Consider the following 17,035-nt stretch of genomic DNA (forward strand, 5'->3'; position numbering starts at 1 on the left):
ACATTCCGCCGGTTGGCGGTTGTTGTATAGAAAATAAGGAGGAGAATCCGTGAAAAACACCAAACCGAAAGTACGGCTGTGGTCTGTTCTCACCGGTCTGACGGCCATCCTGACCGTCGCTGCCATCGTGGGCAACATCATCGCAAACCAGTACGCTACCACCCTCAACGTCGCCCTGAATGCATCTACCTACAAGATCATCAAGGGCGAAACCACCGGAGATACCGAATACTTCAAGAAGGGCTTTGCTTCCGATGAGGAGCGCGAGGCTTACGAGGCCGAACTGTGCGCGACGGTCGAGGCCGAGGGCGCTGCCCTGCTGAAGAACGAGAACAACGCCCTGCCTCTGGCAAGCGGCGCTAAGGTCAGCCTGTTCGGCCACGGTTCCGTGGACCTGATGTACGGCGGCACCGGTTCCGGCTCGGTCGATACCAGCAAGGCCCCCAGCCTGAAGGATGCTCTGGAGGCTCAGGGCATCACCATCAACCAGACCCTGTGGGACCTGTACAAGTCCGACAGCATGATGAGCAAGTACAGCCGCATGACCCCTGCTTCCATCTCTGATACGCTGGAAGCCAACACCCAGTATGCGGTCAACGAGGCTCCTTGGAGCGCTCTGTCCAGCGCTGAGAGCAGCTTTGCCGAGTACGGCGACGCTGCCATCGTGGTCCTCTCCCGCTCCGGCGGCGAGGGCGCAGACCTCCCCAGCGGTGCCAACGGCACGAGCGACAGCTGGATCTCCGGTCAGGAGGGTGACGGCAACTACCTCGCCCTGTCCGCTGAGGAGATCGAGCTGCTCCAGAACCTGAAGGCTCTGAAAGACAACGGCACCTTTAAGAACATCATCGTCCTGATCAACAGCTCCAACGCCATCGAGCTGGACTTCCTCAACCCCGCGATCTGCGGTGAGGACTACGGCATCGACGCTGCAATGTGGATCGGTGACGTGGGCCAGACCGGCATCAACGGTGTGGGCCAGCTGCTCTCCGGCGCTGTCACCCCCTCCGGCTCTCTGGTCGATACCTACCTGTACGACAACATGGCCAACCCCGCCATGTACAACTTCTACACCCAGGCTTACCCCAACGCAGCAGAGTACAACCTGCTGACCGAGGGTGCTGACGTGCAGGGTATGTACAGCGTCTATCAGGAAGGCATCTATCTGGGCTACCGCTACTTCGAGACCCGTTACGAGGACGTCGTCATGGGCACCGCCAAGGCCGGCGACTACAACTGGGCGACCACTGTTGCTTACCCCTTCGGCTACGGCGACAGCTACACCACCTTCGCATACTCCAACTTCAATGTGACCGAGTCTGACGATGCCTTCACCGTCACCCTGAAGGTCACCAACACCGGCAAGACCTTCTCCGGCAAGGAGACCGTCCAGATCTACTTCCAGTCTCCCTACACCGCTTACGACAAGGCCAACGGCATCGAGAAGGCCGCTGCAGAGCTGTGCGGCTTTGCAAAGACCGATGTGCTGGCTCCCGGCGCTTCGGAGGATGTGACCATCACTGTCCCGAAGAGCGAGCTGCGCACCTACGACGCAAACAACGCCAAGACCTACATCGTGGACGCCGGTGACTACTACTTCACTGCTGCCACCGACTCCCACAACGCAGTCAACAACATTCTGGCTGCCAAGGGCTACACCGTCGAGAACACCAACGGCCGCATGACCGAGAACGGCGACGAGTCTCTGGTCTGGAAGTGGACCAACGACACCCTTGACACCACCACCTTCGCCACCAGCGCAAACGGCACTGCCATCACCAACCTGTTTGACGAGTCCGACCCCAACAAGAGCAACGACGCTCCCGGCAGTGTCACTTGGATGAGCCGCTCTGACTGGACCGGCACCTTCCCCACCGCTCCTGCACAGCTGACCGCCAACGAGCATCTGGCTGCAAGCCTCGCTTTCACCCAGTACGACGGCTCTGAGGCCAACAGCGTCGAGATGCCCACTCTGGGCGCAAAGAACGGCCTGACCCTCGCTTCCATGATCGGCAAGAGCTTCGACGATCCCGAGTGGGATACCCTGCTCGACCAGCTGACCTACAGCGAGATGGTCCAGACCATCACCCTCGGCTTCCACAACACCGCAGCTGCTGCCTCCATCGGCAAGACGGCCACCAAGGACGAGAACGGCCCGCAGGGTCTGACCGCTGCCCTGACCGGCGGTGCATCTGCAATGTGCTACACCTCCGAGGACGTCATGGCCGCAACCTTCAACACGGACCTCATCAACGAGGTCGGCCGCTGCATCGGCGAGGACTGCCTTGCCATGGGCTACTCCGGCCTGTACGGCCCCGGCATCAATATGCACCGCACCGCTTACTCCGGCCGTAACTTCGAGTACTACTCCGAGGATCCGTTCGTGGCCGGCACCATCTGCGCTGCTGAGGTGCAGGGCATCCAGTCCAAGGGCGTCTACGTCTACCTGAAGCACGTGGCCCTGAACGACTCCGAGACCAGCCGCCGCGGCGTCAACACCTGGCTCAACGAGCAGACCGCCCGTGAGATCTATCTGGAAGTCGCCGACAAGGCCATCACCGACGGTGGGGCTTGGTGTGTCATGACCGGCTTCAACCGCTGGGGCGCTACTTGGTGTGGCACGAACGCCAACCTGCTGACCGGCTACCTGCGCGGCGAGCTGGGGATGCGCGGCATGTGCATCACCGACTTCTCCGGCTCCAGCCAGTACATGGATCTGGTGGACGGCCTGATCGCCGGCTCCGACATCTGGGACAGCCCGATGCCCAAGATCCACACCACCAAGGCTGCAAACTATGAGAACGATGCCTACATCGTCACTCAGATGCGCAACGCTATGCACCACATCCTCTACACCGTGGTTAACTCCAACGCCATGAACGGCTGGTCTTCCACCGATACCCTGAAGACCGTCACCCCGTGGTGGCAGACTGCCATCTATGCGCTCATCGCAGTGATGGCCGTCCTGACCATCCTGTGCGCATGGCAGCTGTCCAAGGCCAAGAAGGGTATGGTCGATACCGCTCCCGCAGCGAACCAGAAGTAATTCCCCCGCAGAGTTCCGCAACTGTTAAGACCAACGGCAGCCTGTCCCCCAAAATCGGCGGGCAGGCTGCCGTTTTCTGTAAAAAAGGAGACACCGCAAATGGGTGAACAAACCGCAAAGGCGTCGGGCCTGAACCGCGCCAAGACCTACCAGCTGGTGCTGTTCCCGCTGAACAACGGCGCGACGAACGTGTACTATGTGCTGGTGCTTTCCTACATCGCTACCTTCGGCAGTAAGGTGCTGGCCCTGTCCATGATCTTCGCATCGGTCATGGTCACGGGAATGCGCCTGTTCGACGCCATTACCGACCCCATCATCGGCGCGTTGATGGACCGCACCAACGGCAGATTTGGCAAGTTCCGGCCCTTCATGGTCATCGGCAACCTTATCATGGCGGCCAGCATCCTCGTGCTGTACTGTCTGACCCCCCTCATCCCCGCCAGCTCGATGGGCCTGCGCTACGCCGCCTTTGTGGCCCTGTATGCGGTCTGGGTCATCGGCTATACCTTCCAGACCAGCTGCACCCGCTCCGGCCAGACCGTCCTGACCAACGACCCCAAGCAGCGCCCCCTCTTTACCATCTTCAACACCGTGGGCAGCCTGCTGGGCATGGGCGCGATGCAGTTCTTCGCCCCCATCCTCGCTAAGAACTATGAGGGCGGCTACGCCTCCGCAGGCTTCTTCCGCACACTGGCCCCTGTGGGCATCGTCATCTCCATCCTGCTCACCATTCTGGCCATCATCGGCATCTGGGAGAAGGACCAGCCCAAGTACTTCGGCATCGGCGGCGAGGCCAGCGAAAAGGTCAAGCTCCACGAGTACGTTCAGATCATCAAGAACAACAACCCCATGCAGCGCCTGATGGTGGCGGGTGCCGGCTGCAAGCTGGCCCTCTCCATCGCCACCAACACCACCGTCCTCTGTATGCTGTACGGCTGCATGATGGGCAACTACGACGGCCTCTACCTGCCCATGATGGTGCTGGGCTATGTCTTCAGCGTGCCCTTCTTCCTGCTCACCGTCCGCACCAGCCAGAAGGAGGGCCAGAAGGCCAGCCTGATGAAGTACGTCAGCGTGGCATTTATCTGCTACATCGGCGTGCTGGTCCTGCTGCTGCTCTGGGGCCGCAGCGACGCCTTCACCCTGTCCATCATGGGAGAGAACGGCCTGTCCATCAACCTGTACACCATCCTCTTCATCGCCTTCTTCGGCATCGGCTACGGCGCATACTACGCCACCGCCGATATGCCCATCCCGATGGTCGCCGACTGCTCGGACTATGAGACCTACCGCAGCGGCAACTACATCCCCGGCATCATGGGTACCCTGTTCAGCCTCGTGGACAAGCTGGTGTCCAGCCTGTCCGCTACCGTCGTGGGCATCGCGGTGAGCTTCATCGGCCTCGAAAGCCTGCCCACCCAGTACGACCCCTACACCCCCGGCATGAACTGGGTGGTCATCGTGCTGTTCTGCATCATCCCGATGGTGGCTTGGGCCGCCACCCTCATCGCCATGAAGGGCTACACCCTGACCGGCGAAAAGATGAAGGAGATCCAGGCCGTCAACGCCTGCCGCCGCGACGCGGTGGCCAAGGGCATGAAGCTGGACGAGGCCATAGCCAAGTGGCAGAGCATGGACCAGCTGCCCGCCGAGTACCGCAGCTGAGGCGCTCTTCCTCTGCCTGCGCGGGCGTAGAATAGAACCATGAGAAAAAGCACCGGTTTTCGTGAGAAAGCCGGTGCTTTTTGTGCGCTTCAGGACTCTTTTTCGGGGGTCTGCTGCCGCTGCTCGATCTTTTCCATATAGCGCCAGAGGGTCGTGCGGCTGATGCCCAGCTGGCGGGCGGCGGCGGCGCGGTTGCCGCCGTGGGCGGCGACGGTCTGCTGTACGACGTCGATGATGACCTCTTCGAGGGTCTGCCCGCTGGGCTTGCGGGCAGAGGCGACCTGCGGCACGGTCCGCAGAGTTCGCTCCTTGGAGAGCAGGTCGGCCACCGTCCCGGCCCGGATGTAGGGGCCGTCCGACAGGACGGCAAGGGCGCGGAGGACGTTCTTGAACTGGGTGTAGTTGTTGGGCCACGGATACTGACGAAGCATCTCGATGGCCCGCGGCTCAAAGCCGGAAAGCTGCTTGCCCAGCTCAAGGTTCAGGCTGTTCAGGTAGAGGCTGGACAGGGAAGGAATCTCGTCCGAGCGGCTGCGCAGGGAGGGGAGGGGAAGGGACACCGAACCGAGACGCTCGCTGAACCGCCGCAGTACCTCCGGCACCGATGCGCCGTCTGCGGTGGAGCAGGAGAAGATGAGGCGCACCCGGCGGGCAAGGCCCGTCTCCTCGATGGCAGCCAGAAGCTCGGCGCTCCACTGGGGCGGGATGACCTCGAAATTCTGGAAGTAGATGGTATTTCCGGTGGCGCTGAGGGGGGAGTTGTAGTGATTGAGCAGGAAATCCCACGATTTTTCGTTCAGCAGGGCACAGTTGACCACGATGAAGGGGTGGTTCGCAAGGGCGCTGTGCAGGTAGAGATACCGCGCGATCTGCTCCTTGCCGGTGCCCGGCTCGCCGTAGATGAAGACCGGCTGGCGCAGAAGGGCGAGGGAGCGGATCTCCGCCGCCTGTGTGCCCATCGCACCGCTCAGGCTGTAAAAGCTGTTGGCAAAGAGGTACTCACATTCGCCCTTGTTCAGCGTCCGCAGGCCGGGGCGGCTGGAATGGAGGGGGATGCGGGACGGGACGCAGTAGAACAGGCAGCGCTGGATGTTGTTCATCAGCAGCTGCTGGGCGGTGATGCTGTAGAGCTGATCCCGCTCGGTATAGTAAAAGCGGAGGTTGCCGCTGGCTGGGATGTCCCGGATGTGGGAGCGCAGGACATTGCTCAGCTCAGGCGGGACCTCGGAGATGCTGCTGTAGAAGAGGTCGCCGCTGGACTCCATGACGATGACTCGGCCATTCTGCCCCTGTGTAATGCTGCGCAGGAAGAGGTTCTCCTGCCGCAGCTCGCCGAACCACGCGCTGATGCTGACGGCCTGATCGATGGCGGCGTGAAGGCTCTCGACGCCGGAGGTGATGAGGAAGGCGTCGAAACCCATCTCCCGGGCGATGGTGTGGGTGACCATATCGCAGACCACCATCCGGTAGCCGCCCTGCTGCAGCCGTTCCAGCGTGTGGCGCACCTCGTCGGCGTTGTGGACGGTCAGGATGTCGAGGTTGAAGTCCAACAGGCTGCACAGGGTGTGGGCCGGCTCGGTGATGGAGGGGAAGCCCACGATGGCGTAGAGGCTCGAGTAGTTCTCGGCCAGCTTCATGGTGCGCAGCACGTCGTACACCGAGATGTGGATGTCCACCACCGGCAGGTCTGTCACCTGACGGATGAGGGCGGCCGTGCCGCCGCGGGAGATGATGCAGTCGTAGGAATTGGGCTGCATCTGCTGCACGATGGCCTGTCCGTCTTCCAAGTCGCCGGTGTAGATGTCCATCTCAACATTGGGGTAGGCCTGCGCTGCCTGCTCCATCGCAGTGCGCATTCCGTCGTAAGGGGCGATGCCCAGAATGCGGGTATGAGTCTCGATCACAGCAGATCCCTCCGTTCATATTTGCTACTATTCTAACAGGAAAGCCCCAGAAAAGCAAACTTAAAGCGTTCTCTTTTGGAACGCTTTGTGGGCGCAAAACAAAAAAACTTGAGCGGCGTTTCAAATTAAAACGAAAAAAGGCGCTGATTTCCATGCGCACCCTGTCAAAATGAGGCATAATGATAGCAAGAGAATAAATCATGAGAGGAGGAGCAACCTTATGCTGCTTCTGCTGATCCTTGCAGATGACTTTACGGGGGCACTGGACACCGGAGTCCAGTTTGCCGCCTGCGGCATCCCGACCCGCGTGGTGGTCGGCGAGCAGGTAGATCTCGCAGCCAATGACGCCTCCGTACTGGTGGTGGATACCGAGACGCGCCATCTGCCGGCCGCAGATGCCTATGCGGTCGTTGCAAAACTGACGCGGGAGGCCATGAGCGCGGGCGTCTTGAGCATCTATAAAAAGACGGATTCCGCCCTGCGCGGAAATATCGGCGCGGAGCTTTCGGCCCTGCTCAAGACCAGCGGGGAGCGCCAGCTGCCGTTCCTGCCGGCTTTTCCCCAGATCGACCGGGTGACCCGCGGCGGCGTACATTATATCAGCGGTGTGCCTGTGACCGAAAGCCCCTTCGGCATCGACCCCTTCGAGCCGGTGCGTCACGCCAGAGTGACGGAACTCATCCAAGAACAGACCGACCTGCCCACGGCCAGTTTTCCTGCCCTGAAAGAGGGCGAAAGCATCCCGCAGCAGGAGGGTATTCTGGTCTTTGACGCCGGGAGTCTTGACGACCTTGCCTCCACCGGCCGCGCCCTGTTCCGGGAGGGCCGGCCCCGCCTGATGGCCGGCTGCGCCGGCTTTGCAGCCCTGCTGCCTGATCTGATGAAGATGGAGGGGCGCAGGGCGGTCGCTGTGCCGAAGCTGGACGCCCGGCTGCTGGTGGTCTGCGGCAGCGTGAACTCCATCACCCTGCGCCAGCTGGATGTGGCCGAGCAGAACGGCTTCTCCCGCCTGCGTCTGACCCCCCGCCAGAAGCTGGACCCCGGCTACTGGGAGAGCGAAAACGGCAGGCAGGCCCTGCGGGACATCGACAGGATGCTGGCGGACAACCCCCGCTGCATCATTGAGACCAACGATGAGGGCGGCAACCAGCCCACGGCGGATTACGCCGCCGCCCGGGGCCTCGACCTCGAGGGCCTGCGGGTAGGCATCGCCAGCAGCATCGGCCATATGCTGGGCGCACTGTTCACCAGCCCGGAGCTGGGCACTCTGCTGCTCACCGGCGGCGACACGCTGCTGCAATGCATGAACTGCGTGGGCATCAAGGAGCTTGAGCCGGTGTGCGAGATGGAAAAGGGAGTCGTTCTGGCCCGCTTTACCTACCGGGGCTGCACCCGCTACGTCATCACCAAGTCGGGCGGCTTCGGCCACGAGAGGCTGCTGCTCGACCTTGCAGACCGCATTGCAGCGGAGTAAATTTATAGCAGTTTGCGTTTTTAATGCACAAGCAACATCCGCAAACTGCATATCGCAAACATGCCGGTTTGATAGGCATTGCTTTTTAAAATTGCGATAGGACGATTGATTTTTGGAGGATACTATGACATATAAAAAACTTCCCGGCCTGACTTGGGACGGCACGATCTACGAAAACGAAGAGATGGGTACGCTGGAAGCCCTGCTGCCCACCGGCGGCTATCCCACCGCCCATGCACCTGCCATGGTAGAGCTGCCCGACGGCACGCTGCTGTGCTGCTGGTTCGCCGGTACTTATGAGGGCAGCGCAGACATCCGCATCATCTGCTCTGTCCTGCCCAAGGACGGTGCCCAGTGGCTCCCGCCGGTGGACATCTCTGGCGACCCCACCCGCAGCGAGCAGAACCCCTCGCTGTTTTACGGCCCGGACAACGCGGTGTGGGCCATGTATACTGCACAGCTCGACCGACAGGCCGGCAAGGACAATATGCAGTACACAGCGGTCGTCCGCTGCCAGAAAAGCACCGACGGCGGCAAGACGTGGGGACCCTATGAGACGATCTTCCCCGAGGAGGGCACCTTCTGCCGCCAGCCCATTCAGGTGCTGAGCAATGGCCGCTGGATCTTCGCCAACTGGCTCTGCACCGACTCGGCTGAGGGTCTGTCCGGCGACCCCACTGCTTTCCGCATTTCGGACGACGAGGGCAAGACCTGGCATATGGTCATGATGCCGAAGAGCAATGGTCATGTCCATGCCAACGTCGTAGAGCTTGAGCCGGGCCATCTGGTGGCTTTCATGCGCAACCGCGAGGCCTACCGCATTCACCGCAGCGAGTCCTTCGACTGGGGCGAGACGTGGAGCGAGCCGACGGCTACTCCGCTGCCCAACAACAATTCCAGCATCAGCGCTCTCAAGCTGCAGAGCGGACGTATTGCGATCGCCTACAACCCCACCTGCACCCCGAACCCTGTGCCCGGCAAGGCCGCATGGCCCGGCCTGCGCTGCCCGGTGGCTGTGGCCCTCTCTGAGGACGGCGGCAAGACCTTCCCGATGATCCGCTGGATGGAGCGCGGCGAGGGCTTCATGGGGGACGAGAATAAGACCAATAACAAGCAGTACGAGTATCCCTACCTGATGCAGAGTCGCGATGGTGCCATGCACCTGACTTATGCGGCCCGCACCCGTCAGGGCATCAAATACATCCGCTTCCGTGAAGAAGATGTCATGGGCGCGAAGCGCGAGACGGTGGGGCTGTACAACCCCACCGCCGCTCAGACCCGTTGATTTTTTGAAGGAGGAAATTTGTTATGCTGACTCAGTACAACCTGAAGATGCCGCACGCAGTTTACGGCGGCGAGAATGCAATGGAGAACATCACCGCCATCATCAAGGCACGCGGTGCAAAAAAGGTGGCGATGTTCACCGATAAGGGCATCGAGGGCGCGGGTCTGTTTGCCCTGCCCGAGGAGGCTGTGAAGGCCTCCGGCGCAGAGTACTATGTTCTGGACGAGCTGCCCCCCGAACCCAGCTATATGGCAGTCCAGAAGCTGGTGGATGAGTTCAAGGCTTCCGGTGCGGATCTCATCGTGGCCTGCGGCGGCGGCTCGGTCATGGATGCCGCCAAGCTGGCCAGCGTGCTGGTGACGGACGACTACGGCGTCAAGGAGCTGCTGGATGCCCCCGGTATGGCCCAGAAGTGCGTGCCCATCGTCCTTATCCCCACCACCGCCGGCACCGGCGCGGAAGTCACCCCCAACGCCATCGTCGCCGTCCCCGAGAAGGAGCTGAAGGTGGGCATCGTCAACGAGAATATGATCGCCGACTACGTCATCCTCGACGCCCGCATGATCAAGAACCTGCCCCGCAAGATCGCAGCGGCCACCGGTGTCGATGCTCTGGCCCATTGCATCGAGTGCTTTACCAGCAACAAGGCCAATCCCTTCAGTGACCTCTACGCTCTGGAAGGCCTTGACCTCATCCTGAACAACATCGAGAAGGCCTGCGACGACCCCGAGGCCATGGCAGAGAAGAACCGGATGCAGATCGCAGCCTACTACGGCGGTCTGGCCATCACCGCCTCCGGCACCACCGCTGTCCACGCCCTGAGCTATCCTCTGGGCGGCAAGTACCACATCGCACACGGCGTGTCCAACGCCATCCTGCTGGCCCCCGTCATGCGGTTCAACAGTGAGCATCCCGCCGTCAAAGAGCGTCTGGCTGCGGCATATGACCGCTGCTGCCACGAGGACAAGACCTGCACCACTGTGGAGGAGAAGGCCGCATGGATGATCGCCCGCCTTGAGTCCATCGTCAAGCATCTGGACATCCCCACCAGTCTGAAGGAGTTCGGCGTCCCCGCAGAGGACCTTGAGGGTCTGGTCGAGTCCGGAATGCAGGTGCAGCGCCTGCTGGTGAACAATATGCGCCCCGTTACCCCCGACGACGCCCGCAAGCTGTATCAGGAGATCATGTAAGAGAAAAGGAGAACACGCTATGAAGACCAGTGAGATCAGAGGCATTATCCCCCCGGTGATCACCCCCATGAACAATGACCCCGAACAGACCGTCAACCACGAGGCTCTGCGGCAGCAGGTCGAGCGTCTGCTGGCAGGCGGCGTCCACGGTATGTTCCCTCTGGGCACCAACGGCGAGGCATATGCCCTCTCTTTGAAAGAAAAGGAAGAGATCCTCGCCACCGTCATCGATCAGGTGAAGGGCCGCGTCCCCGTCTACGCCGGTACTGGCTGCATCACCACCGCCGAGACCATCCGCATGAGCAAGCGCGCCGAGGAGATGGGCGCGGATGCTCTGTCCATCATCACCCCCAGCTTCGCGCTGGCCTCCCAGAAAGAGCTGTACGACCACTATGTGGCCGTGGCAAAGGCCGTCAACCTGCCCATCATCCTCTACAACATCCCCGCCCGCACCGGCAACAAGCTGCTGCCCGAGACTGTGCAGGCGCTGTGCCGCGATGTGGAGAACATCGTGGGCGCAAAGGACTCCAGCGGCGACATTGAGAACCTGAAGGCTTACATCCGCCTGACCCGTGAGCTGGACAAGGACGTTGCCATCCTCGCAGGTAACGACGGCGCGATCCTGACCTGCCTGAAGGAGGGAGGTGCAGGCGGCATTGCGGGCCGCGCCAACATCTGGCCCGCTACCGTCGCAAAGATCTACGACTGCTTCAAGGCTGGCGACCTCGAGGGCGCACAGGCCGCGCAGGATGCCATCGCCATCCTGCAGCAGACCTTCAAGTACGGCAACCCCAATACTATCATCAAGACCGCCGTGGCCCTGCAGGGCCGCAACGTCGGCAAGTGCCGCGCACCCTTCAACTACGTCCCCGAAGAGGGTCTGGAAGCCATCAAGAAGGTTCTGGCCGAGAACGCGGCCAAGGGCCTGAACTGAGAGGAGCAAGGAGAGCGCTGCTATGAAAAAACCGATCGTTGGCATCACGATGGGCGACCCCGCCGGTTCCGGCCCGGAGATCACCATCAAGGCTCTGGCAGACCCGGAGCAGTACACCTACTGCCGCCCCATCGTCGTGGGTGACGTCAAGGTCATGGAGCGGGCCAAGAAGTTCGTGGGCCGGGAGGACATCGTCATCCATCGTTGCGAGAACGTCTCGGACGCCCTGTTCACCCCCGGAACTATTGATGTGCTGCACCTTGACCTCATCGAGGACATCAGCAAGTTCGAGATGGCAAAGGTGAGCGTAGAGGGCGGCAATGCGGCCTTCCAGTGCGTCAAAAAGGTCATCGAACTGGCAATGGCCGGTGAGGTGGATGCCACCTGCACCAACGCCCTGAACAAGGAAGCCATGAACAAGGCGCTGGAGTACTATCACGGCGAGAGGTCGGACGGCTATACCCATTTCGACGGCCATACCGAGATCTATGCTACCTACACCCACACCAAGAAATACACCATGATGCTGGCCCACCACGACCTGCGGGTGGTCCATGTCTCCACCCATGTCTCCTTGCGTGAGGCCTGCGACCGGGTCAAGAAGGACCGCGTCCTCGAGGTCATCGAGATTGCCAACAAGGCCTGCAAGGATATGGGCATCGCAGAGCCTCGCATCGCAGTGGCCGGTCTGAACCCCCACTGCGGCGAGAACGGCCTGTTCGGCCGCGAGGAGATCGAGGAGATCACACCGGCCATCGAGGCAGCCAAGGCAGAGGGCATCACCGGCGTCGTCGGCCCCTGCCCGCCGGACAGCGTGTTCTCGCAGGCCATCGGCGGCTGGTATGACATCGTGGTCTGTATGTACCACGATCAGGGCCACATCCCGCTCAAGACCGTGGGCTTTGTCTATGACCGCGAGAAGCAGGAGTGGAAGGCAGTCGAGGGCGTCAATGTCACCCTCGGCCTGCCCATCATCCGCGCCAGTGTGGACCATGGCACCGACTTCTACCATGCGGGCAAGGGCAACGGCAACGAGCTGAGCCTTGTCAATGCCATCAAGTATGCCGTCAAGATGACCGGCAGAAAATAAGAGAAAATGGCTGAAGGAGGAAAAGGCATGCAGGACGAGATCAGAACACTTCCGCAGAAACTGCTGATGGGCCGCCGTGCGCTGGTGACGGGCGCAGGCCGCGGCATCGGGCGCGAGATCGCCCGTCAGATGGCGCTGGAGGGCGCAGATGTCATCATCAACGCCCGCAAGGAGCCCGAACTGCTTACATTGAGAGAGGAAATCACCGCCATGGGGCAGAAATGCCAGATCGTTCTTGGCGACATCTGCACCCCGGAAACGGCGGAGAAGTTTGCCGCCGCCGCAGAGGAATGGGGCGGACTGGATATTTTGGTGAACAACGCCGGAATCCTTGACCGTGACGGCACGCTTCAGACTACCCCGGAGACCTTTGACCATATCATTCAGGTCAACCTCGTCTCGGTCTTCCGCATCACCCAGAAGCTACTGCAGGCTTTGTGCGAGAGCAAAGGCTGCATCGTCAATATCACATCTTCCGCTTCCCGTGCGCCTCATCCCAATGCGAACCCGGCCTATGGCGCGTCCAAGGCTGGTCTCACGGCATTGACTCGTCAGTGGGCACTGGAATTTGCGCCGCAAGGCGTTCGCATCAATGCGGTGCAATGCGGCCCCATCGAGACGGATATGTCCCAGAGCTGGACGCCAGAATACCGCGAAAAGGTGATGTCGGCAGTACCTTTGCATCGTCTCGGAACACCTTGGGACGTGGCGCGGTGTGCCGTGTTCCTTGCAAGTGAGCAGGCGGCCTATATCACTGGCGCGAGTCTGAATGCAAACGGCGGAAAATTGATGGAGTAAAAGCAGAAGTTCACAGAAACAGGCCCCCGGCTAAGGCCGGGGGCCTTCTGCATAGAGGACAAAAATGACACACAAGGAACGAAGTCTATAAAAAGTTCTATCTTGAAACAATAATTCTGGTTAAGTTTCTGAATTTGTTCCAAAATGAAACGATTTCTGGGACGCTTTTGGGCAAAAAATTGATTTGTGCTGCAAAATGAAACGGTCTGACAGAACTTCTCTCTTGCGACAGCTGACCGAATTGAATATAATTTAGACAACATAAACGAACAAAGACTGTGAAAAGTGGCAACGCTGCTGAAGAAGGTTGAAAGACACAGTCCGGTTCGGACACACGAGACCCCCAAGAGAAAAGGAGAAAACATTATGAAGATCACGCGCAGAGATTTCATGAAGGTTGCTGGTGTCGTTGGTGCTTCTGCCGCTCTGGCAGGCTGTGCAGGGCTGGCCCCCGGTGCTGAGACCGCCGTAAGCAGCACTGCTACATCTACCGCAGCTTCCGCTGCTGCAGGCAGCGTCGCAGCTGCTACTGGCAGCATGGAACTGACTGAGCCTGTCCAGCTGACCTTCGCCGCTCAGGAAGTCGGCACCGCTGCTTACAACTATGCTGCTGCCCTGCAGAGCGTCATGCTTCCTGAGCTGCCCGCAGGCTCCACCATCGATATTACCACCACCTCTCCCGGCGGTGTGGGTGCACCCGTGATCGTCAATGCAGGCGGAGAGTGCGATCTGGTCATGTCCAATGCCGGCCCCGCTAAGTGGAGTTATGAGCAGAGCACCTCCGAGTATGAGTTCGGCGGTTGCACCGAGATTGCCTGTCTAGCAGGCGGTCTGGGCCAGAACTTCATCAACATCATGTTTACCCAGAAGTTCGTCAATGCTACCGGCTACAAGACCTTCGAAGAGGTCGTCGCCAACAAGTACCCCGTCAAGATGGTCATCAAGAAGAACGGCAGCTTCGGCGAGCAGACCGCTGAGAAGGTCTGCGAGGCACTGGGCATCACCTTCGACGACATCGAGAGCTGGGGCGGCAAGGTCGAGAAGACCGGCGGCGACGCCATCAAGAGCGGCCTGCAGGATGATCTGTACGATATGACCATCGACCACATCGGCAAGGGCCAGTCCAACACCACCGAGCTCTGTCTGACCCACGATATGTACGATGTTGAGCTGAACGAGGACACCCGCAACAAGCTGTGCGAGATGGGCTACACTCCCGTCACGGTCGAGGCCGGTACTTGGAACAAGCAGGATACCGATATTGAGACCGTGGGCAGCCAGCAGTGCCTGATCGTAGACGCCAACATGGATGCCGCCGTGGCCTACACCCTGACCAAGGCTATCTGCGAGAACAAGGAGGCTCTGGTCACCGCTGTTGCTTCTCTGGAGTACTTCGACCCGACCATCGCAGGCGGTTCTGGCTACACCGGCTGCCCCCTGCACCCGGGTGCCAAGGCTTACTACGAGGAAATGGGCTACGAGTGCGACTGATAAGCCGCCCCGCATTCCGAATCACTAGGTCTTAAAAGGCCTGCCGGGCGGCATGGAAGCCCGGCAGGTTTTTTTATAAGGCAAACGTATCCATATTCTTTAGGAGGAAACGCGCTTATGGACGCCAAAAAGAAAACGATACGCAACTGGCTGGCCGTCATCGTCACCGTTGCGTTCTTCGCCTTTCAGATGTATCTGGCTCTGGTCAAGCAGCTCAACCCCATGCTGCAGAGTCCCTTGCATCTGATCCTTGCACTGACTCTGGTTTTCCTGTACAACCCGGCTGACAAGGCTTACCGCAAGAAAGTGACAAAGGCAGCCGAGGCTGAGGGCAAGCCCGTGGACGAAAAGAAGCTGAACGCCCACGCTTGGATGAACTGGTTTGATATCCTGCTGTTCATCTGCCTCGCTTATATGCTGTGGTACGTTGTCGGCCAGAACGCCCGCCTGCTGGACTTTGTCTCTGTGCAGCCGGTCTACGGCATCGACTACATCTTCATGGTCATGACCATCGTTCTGCTGCTCATCGCCGTGTACCGCACGCTGGGCATCGTCCTGGCCATCTTCATTGCGGTCTTCATCCTGTACGCCTTCACTTCTCCCTATCTGCCCGGCATCCTGTTCACCAAGGGCAAGACCTTCGCAAAGTTCATCAAGCAGTTCTGCGTCGGCATGACTATGGGCGAGAGCGGCGTCTTCGGAACTCCGCTGTACACCTCCGCAAATACCCTGTTCTACTTCATCGTGTTCGGTGCTTTCTTCTCCTCGATGGGTGGCGGTCAGCTGCTGATCGACATCGGCATGAAGTTCTCCAACAAGTCCTCCGGCGGCCCCGCAAAGGCAGCCGTCATCTCTTCCGGCCTGATGGGCATGATCTCCGGTTCTGCTGTCGCAAACGTCGCAACCACCGGTGTCATGACCATCCCGATGATGAAGAAGGTCGGCTACAAGCCTGAGGAGGCGGGCGCTGTTGAGGCAGTCGCTTCCACTGGCGGTCAGATCATGCCCCCCATCATGGGCGTCGGCGCATTCATCATGGCTGAGATGCTGGGTGTCCCGTACAGCCGCGTCGCCGCTGCTGCCATCCTGCCTGCTGTCGCTTACTATTTCGCCGTCTTTGTGCTGGTGGATCGTCTGGCTGCCAAGCACCAGAACGCAGCTCAGGAGCAGGACGCTAAGATCAAGGTCGAGCGCACCATCCTTCCCCGCCTGTACCTGTTGCTGCCCGCTGTTATCCTCGTCGTCATGATCATCCGCGGTGCCTCCCTGATGCGCGCCGGTATGATGGGCATTGCATCCTGCCTCATCTGCGACGTCGTCAGCTACTTCATCAATGAGAAAAAGGACTTCGTTGACCTGAAGGGCATCTGGAACTGCTGCCTCGACGGTGCAAAACAGGCCGCTGAGATCGCTATCCCCACCGCTGCCTGCGGCATCATCATCAACGTCGTCACCGGTCAGACCTCTCTGGCCACCAACCTTTCCGCCCTCATCAGCAGCCTCGGCACCACCAACCTGTTTGCCGCAATGCTCATCGCAATGATCGGCTGCATGCTGCTGGGCATGGCACTGCCCACCGTCGCCGCTTATCTGGTCGGCGTCATCCTCTTCGTTCCCTGCCTGCGTGCTCTGGGCATCTCCGCTCTGTGCGCCAATATGTTCGTCTTCTACTACGGCATCATGGCTCAGATCACGCCTCCCGTCTGCGTGGCGTCCTACACCGCAGCCGGTATCGCAGATGCGAACGCGATGAAGACCGGCATCAAGGGCTTCACCTTTGCAATGGTCGGCTTCCTTGTTCCCTTTGTCTTCGTTTACAATCCCGCTATCCTGCTGGAAGGCACTGTCGTTGAGATCGTCATCGGCGCAGCCCAGATGCTGCTGGGCACCTTCTTCCTCGCAGTCACTGTCGCTGGCTACTTCAAGCGCAACTTCAAGCCCTTTGAGCGCGTCGCCCTGTTTATCGCAGCTCTGTTGCTCATCGCTCCTGAGGTCATTTCCTCCATCATCGGTGTGGTTCTGGGCGTTGGCGTGCTGATGCTCGACACCATCGCCAGCAAGAAGAACGGCGCAAAGGCTGCATAACGGTACCTTCCGAATACCTTCTTCATAAGCCACAGTTCGGCGAAGCCCCTACTTCCGGTATCCCCGGAGGCAGGGG

General features: G+C 60.2%; 11 protein-coding genes. 10 read left to right on the forward strand and 1 reads right to left on the reverse strand.

Annotated features, from left to right (window positions below):
* The first annotated feature begins 49 nt into the window (after window positions 1–49).
* On the forward strand, window positions 50–3,043 hold the full coding sequence (locus ACT8X9_RS02705; protein ID WP_444268039.1) for a glycoside hydrolase family 3 C-terminal domain-containing protein: 2,994 nt from the start codon (window positions 50–52) through the stop codon (window positions 3,041–3,043).
* Between the two features lie 99 nt (window positions 3,044–3,142).
* Window positions 3,143–4,708, forward strand: coding sequence for an MFS transporter (locus ACT8X9_RS02710; RefSeq protein ID WP_249233689.1), 1,566 nt, complete (start codon window positions 3,143–3,145; stop codon window positions 4,706–4,708).
* An 89-nt stretch (window positions 4,709–4,797) separates the two neighbouring features.
* Here the strand turns inward: ACT8X9_RS02710 and ACT8X9_RS02715 are convergent, their stop codons facing one another.
* Window positions 4,798–6,612 carry a PrpR N-terminal domain-containing protein gene (locus ACT8X9_RS02715; RefSeq protein WP_444268040.1) on the reverse strand — a complete coding sequence of 605 codons (1,815 nt, stop codon included), beginning with the start codon at window positions 6,610–6,612 and terminating at the stop codon, window positions 4,798–4,800.
* Between the two features lie 220 nt (window positions 6,613–6,832).
* On the opposite strand from ACT8X9_RS02715, the gene ACT8X9_RS02720 reads away from it, so the two are divergent.
* From ACT8X9_RS02720 to ACT8X9_RS02755, 8 genes are all read left to right on the forward strand, one after another.
* A complete protein-coding gene (locus tag ACT8X9_RS02720) occupies window positions 6,833–8,086 on the forward strand; it encodes a four-carbon acid sugar kinase family protein (RefSeq protein WP_444268041.1) in 1,254 nt (417 codons plus the stop codon).
* A 124-nt stretch (window positions 8,087–8,210) separates the two neighbouring features.
* Window positions 8,211–9,371: a sialidase family protein gene (locus ACT8X9_RS02725; protein WP_444268042.1), complete on the forward strand. Its 1,161-nt coding sequence runs from the start codon at window positions 8,211–8,213 to the stop codon at window positions 9,369–9,371.
* A gap of 23 nt (window positions 9,372–9,394) precedes the next feature.
* Entirely contained in the window at window positions 9,395–10,561 is a 1,167-nt protein-coding gene (locus ACT8X9_RS02730) for an iron-containing alcohol dehydrogenase (RefSeq protein ID WP_444268043.1), read from the forward strand.
* A gap of 19 nt (window positions 10,562–10,580) precedes the next feature.
* A complete protein-coding gene (gene dapA, locus ACT8X9_RS02735) occupies window positions 10,581–11,495 on the forward strand; it encodes a 4-hydroxy-tetrahydrodipicolinate synthase (protein WP_444268044.1) in 915 nt (304 codons plus the stop codon).
* Between the two features lie 22 nt (window positions 11,496–11,517).
* Window positions 11,518–12,585: a 4-hydroxythreonine-4-phosphate dehydrogenase PdxA gene (gene pdxA / locus ACT8X9_RS02740; protein WP_444268045.1), complete on the forward strand. Its 1,068-nt coding sequence runs from the start codon at window positions 11,518–11,520 to the stop codon at window positions 12,583–12,585.
* A gap of 27 nt (window positions 12,586–12,612) precedes the next feature.
* Entirely contained in the window at window positions 12,613–13,383 is a 771-nt protein-coding gene (locus tag ACT8X9_RS02745) for an SDR family NAD(P)-dependent oxidoreductase (protein WP_443845616.1), read from the forward strand.
* 366 nt (window positions 13,384–13,749) lie between these two features.
* Window positions 13,750–14,874 carry a TAXI family TRAP transporter solute-binding subunit gene (locus ACT8X9_RS02750; protein ID WP_444268046.1) on the forward strand — a complete coding sequence of 375 codons (1,125 nt, stop codon included), beginning with the start codon at window positions 13,750–13,752 and terminating at the stop codon, window positions 14,872–14,874.
* Window positions 14,875–14,991: 117 nt separating this feature from the next.
* The gene (locus tag ACT8X9_RS02755) at window positions 14,992–16,959 is read left to right on the forward strand and encodes a TRAP transporter permease (protein WP_444268047.1); all 1,968 of its coding nucleotides are present in this window, start codon (window positions 14,992–14,994) and stop codon (window positions 16,957–16,959) included.
* Window positions 16,960–17,035 lie beyond the last annotated feature (76 nt).

The organism is Faecalibacterium sp. (assembly GCF_052358865.1).
GTDB lineage: Bacteria > Bacillota > Clostridia > Oscillospirales > Ruminococcaceae > Faecalibacterium > Faecalibacterium butyricigenerans.

Bases quoted from the DNA above. Each gene is read 5' to 3' on its own strand.
- ACT8X9_RS02710 (WP_249233689.1), top strand. From the start codon at position 3,143: ATGGGTGAACAAACCGCAAAGGCGTCGGGCCTGAACCGCGCCAAGACC.
- ACT8X9_RS02720 (WP_444268041.1), top strand. From the start codon at position 6,833: ATGCTGCTTCTGCTGATCCTTGCAGATGACTTTACGGGGGCACTGGAC.
- ACT8X9_RS02725 (WP_444268042.1), top strand. From the start codon at position 8,211: ATGACATATAAAAAACTTCCCGGCCTGACTTGGGACGGCACGATCTAC.
- ACT8X9_RS02730 (WP_444268043.1), top strand. From the start codon at position 9,395: ATGCTGACTCAGTACAACCTGAAGATGCCGCACGCAGTTTACGGCGGC.
- dapA (WP_444268044.1), top strand. From the start codon at position 10,581: ATGAAGACCAGTGAGATCAGAGGCATTATCCCCCCGGTGATCACCCCC.
- pdxA (WP_444268045.1), top strand. From the start codon at position 11,518: ATGAAAAAACCGATCGTTGGCATCACGATGGGCGACCCCGCCGGTTCC.
- ACT8X9_RS02745 (WP_443845616.1), top strand. From the start codon at position 12,613: ATGCAGGACGAGATCAGAACACTTCCGCAGAAACTGCTGATGGGCCGC.
- ACT8X9_RS02750 (WP_444268046.1), top strand. From the start codon at position 13,750: ATGAAGATCACGCGCAGAGATTTCATGAAGGTTGCTGGTGTCGTTGGT.
- ACT8X9_RS02755 (WP_444268047.1), top strand. From the start codon at position 14,992: ATGGACGCCAAAAAGAAAACGATACGCAACTGGCTGGCCGTCATCGTC.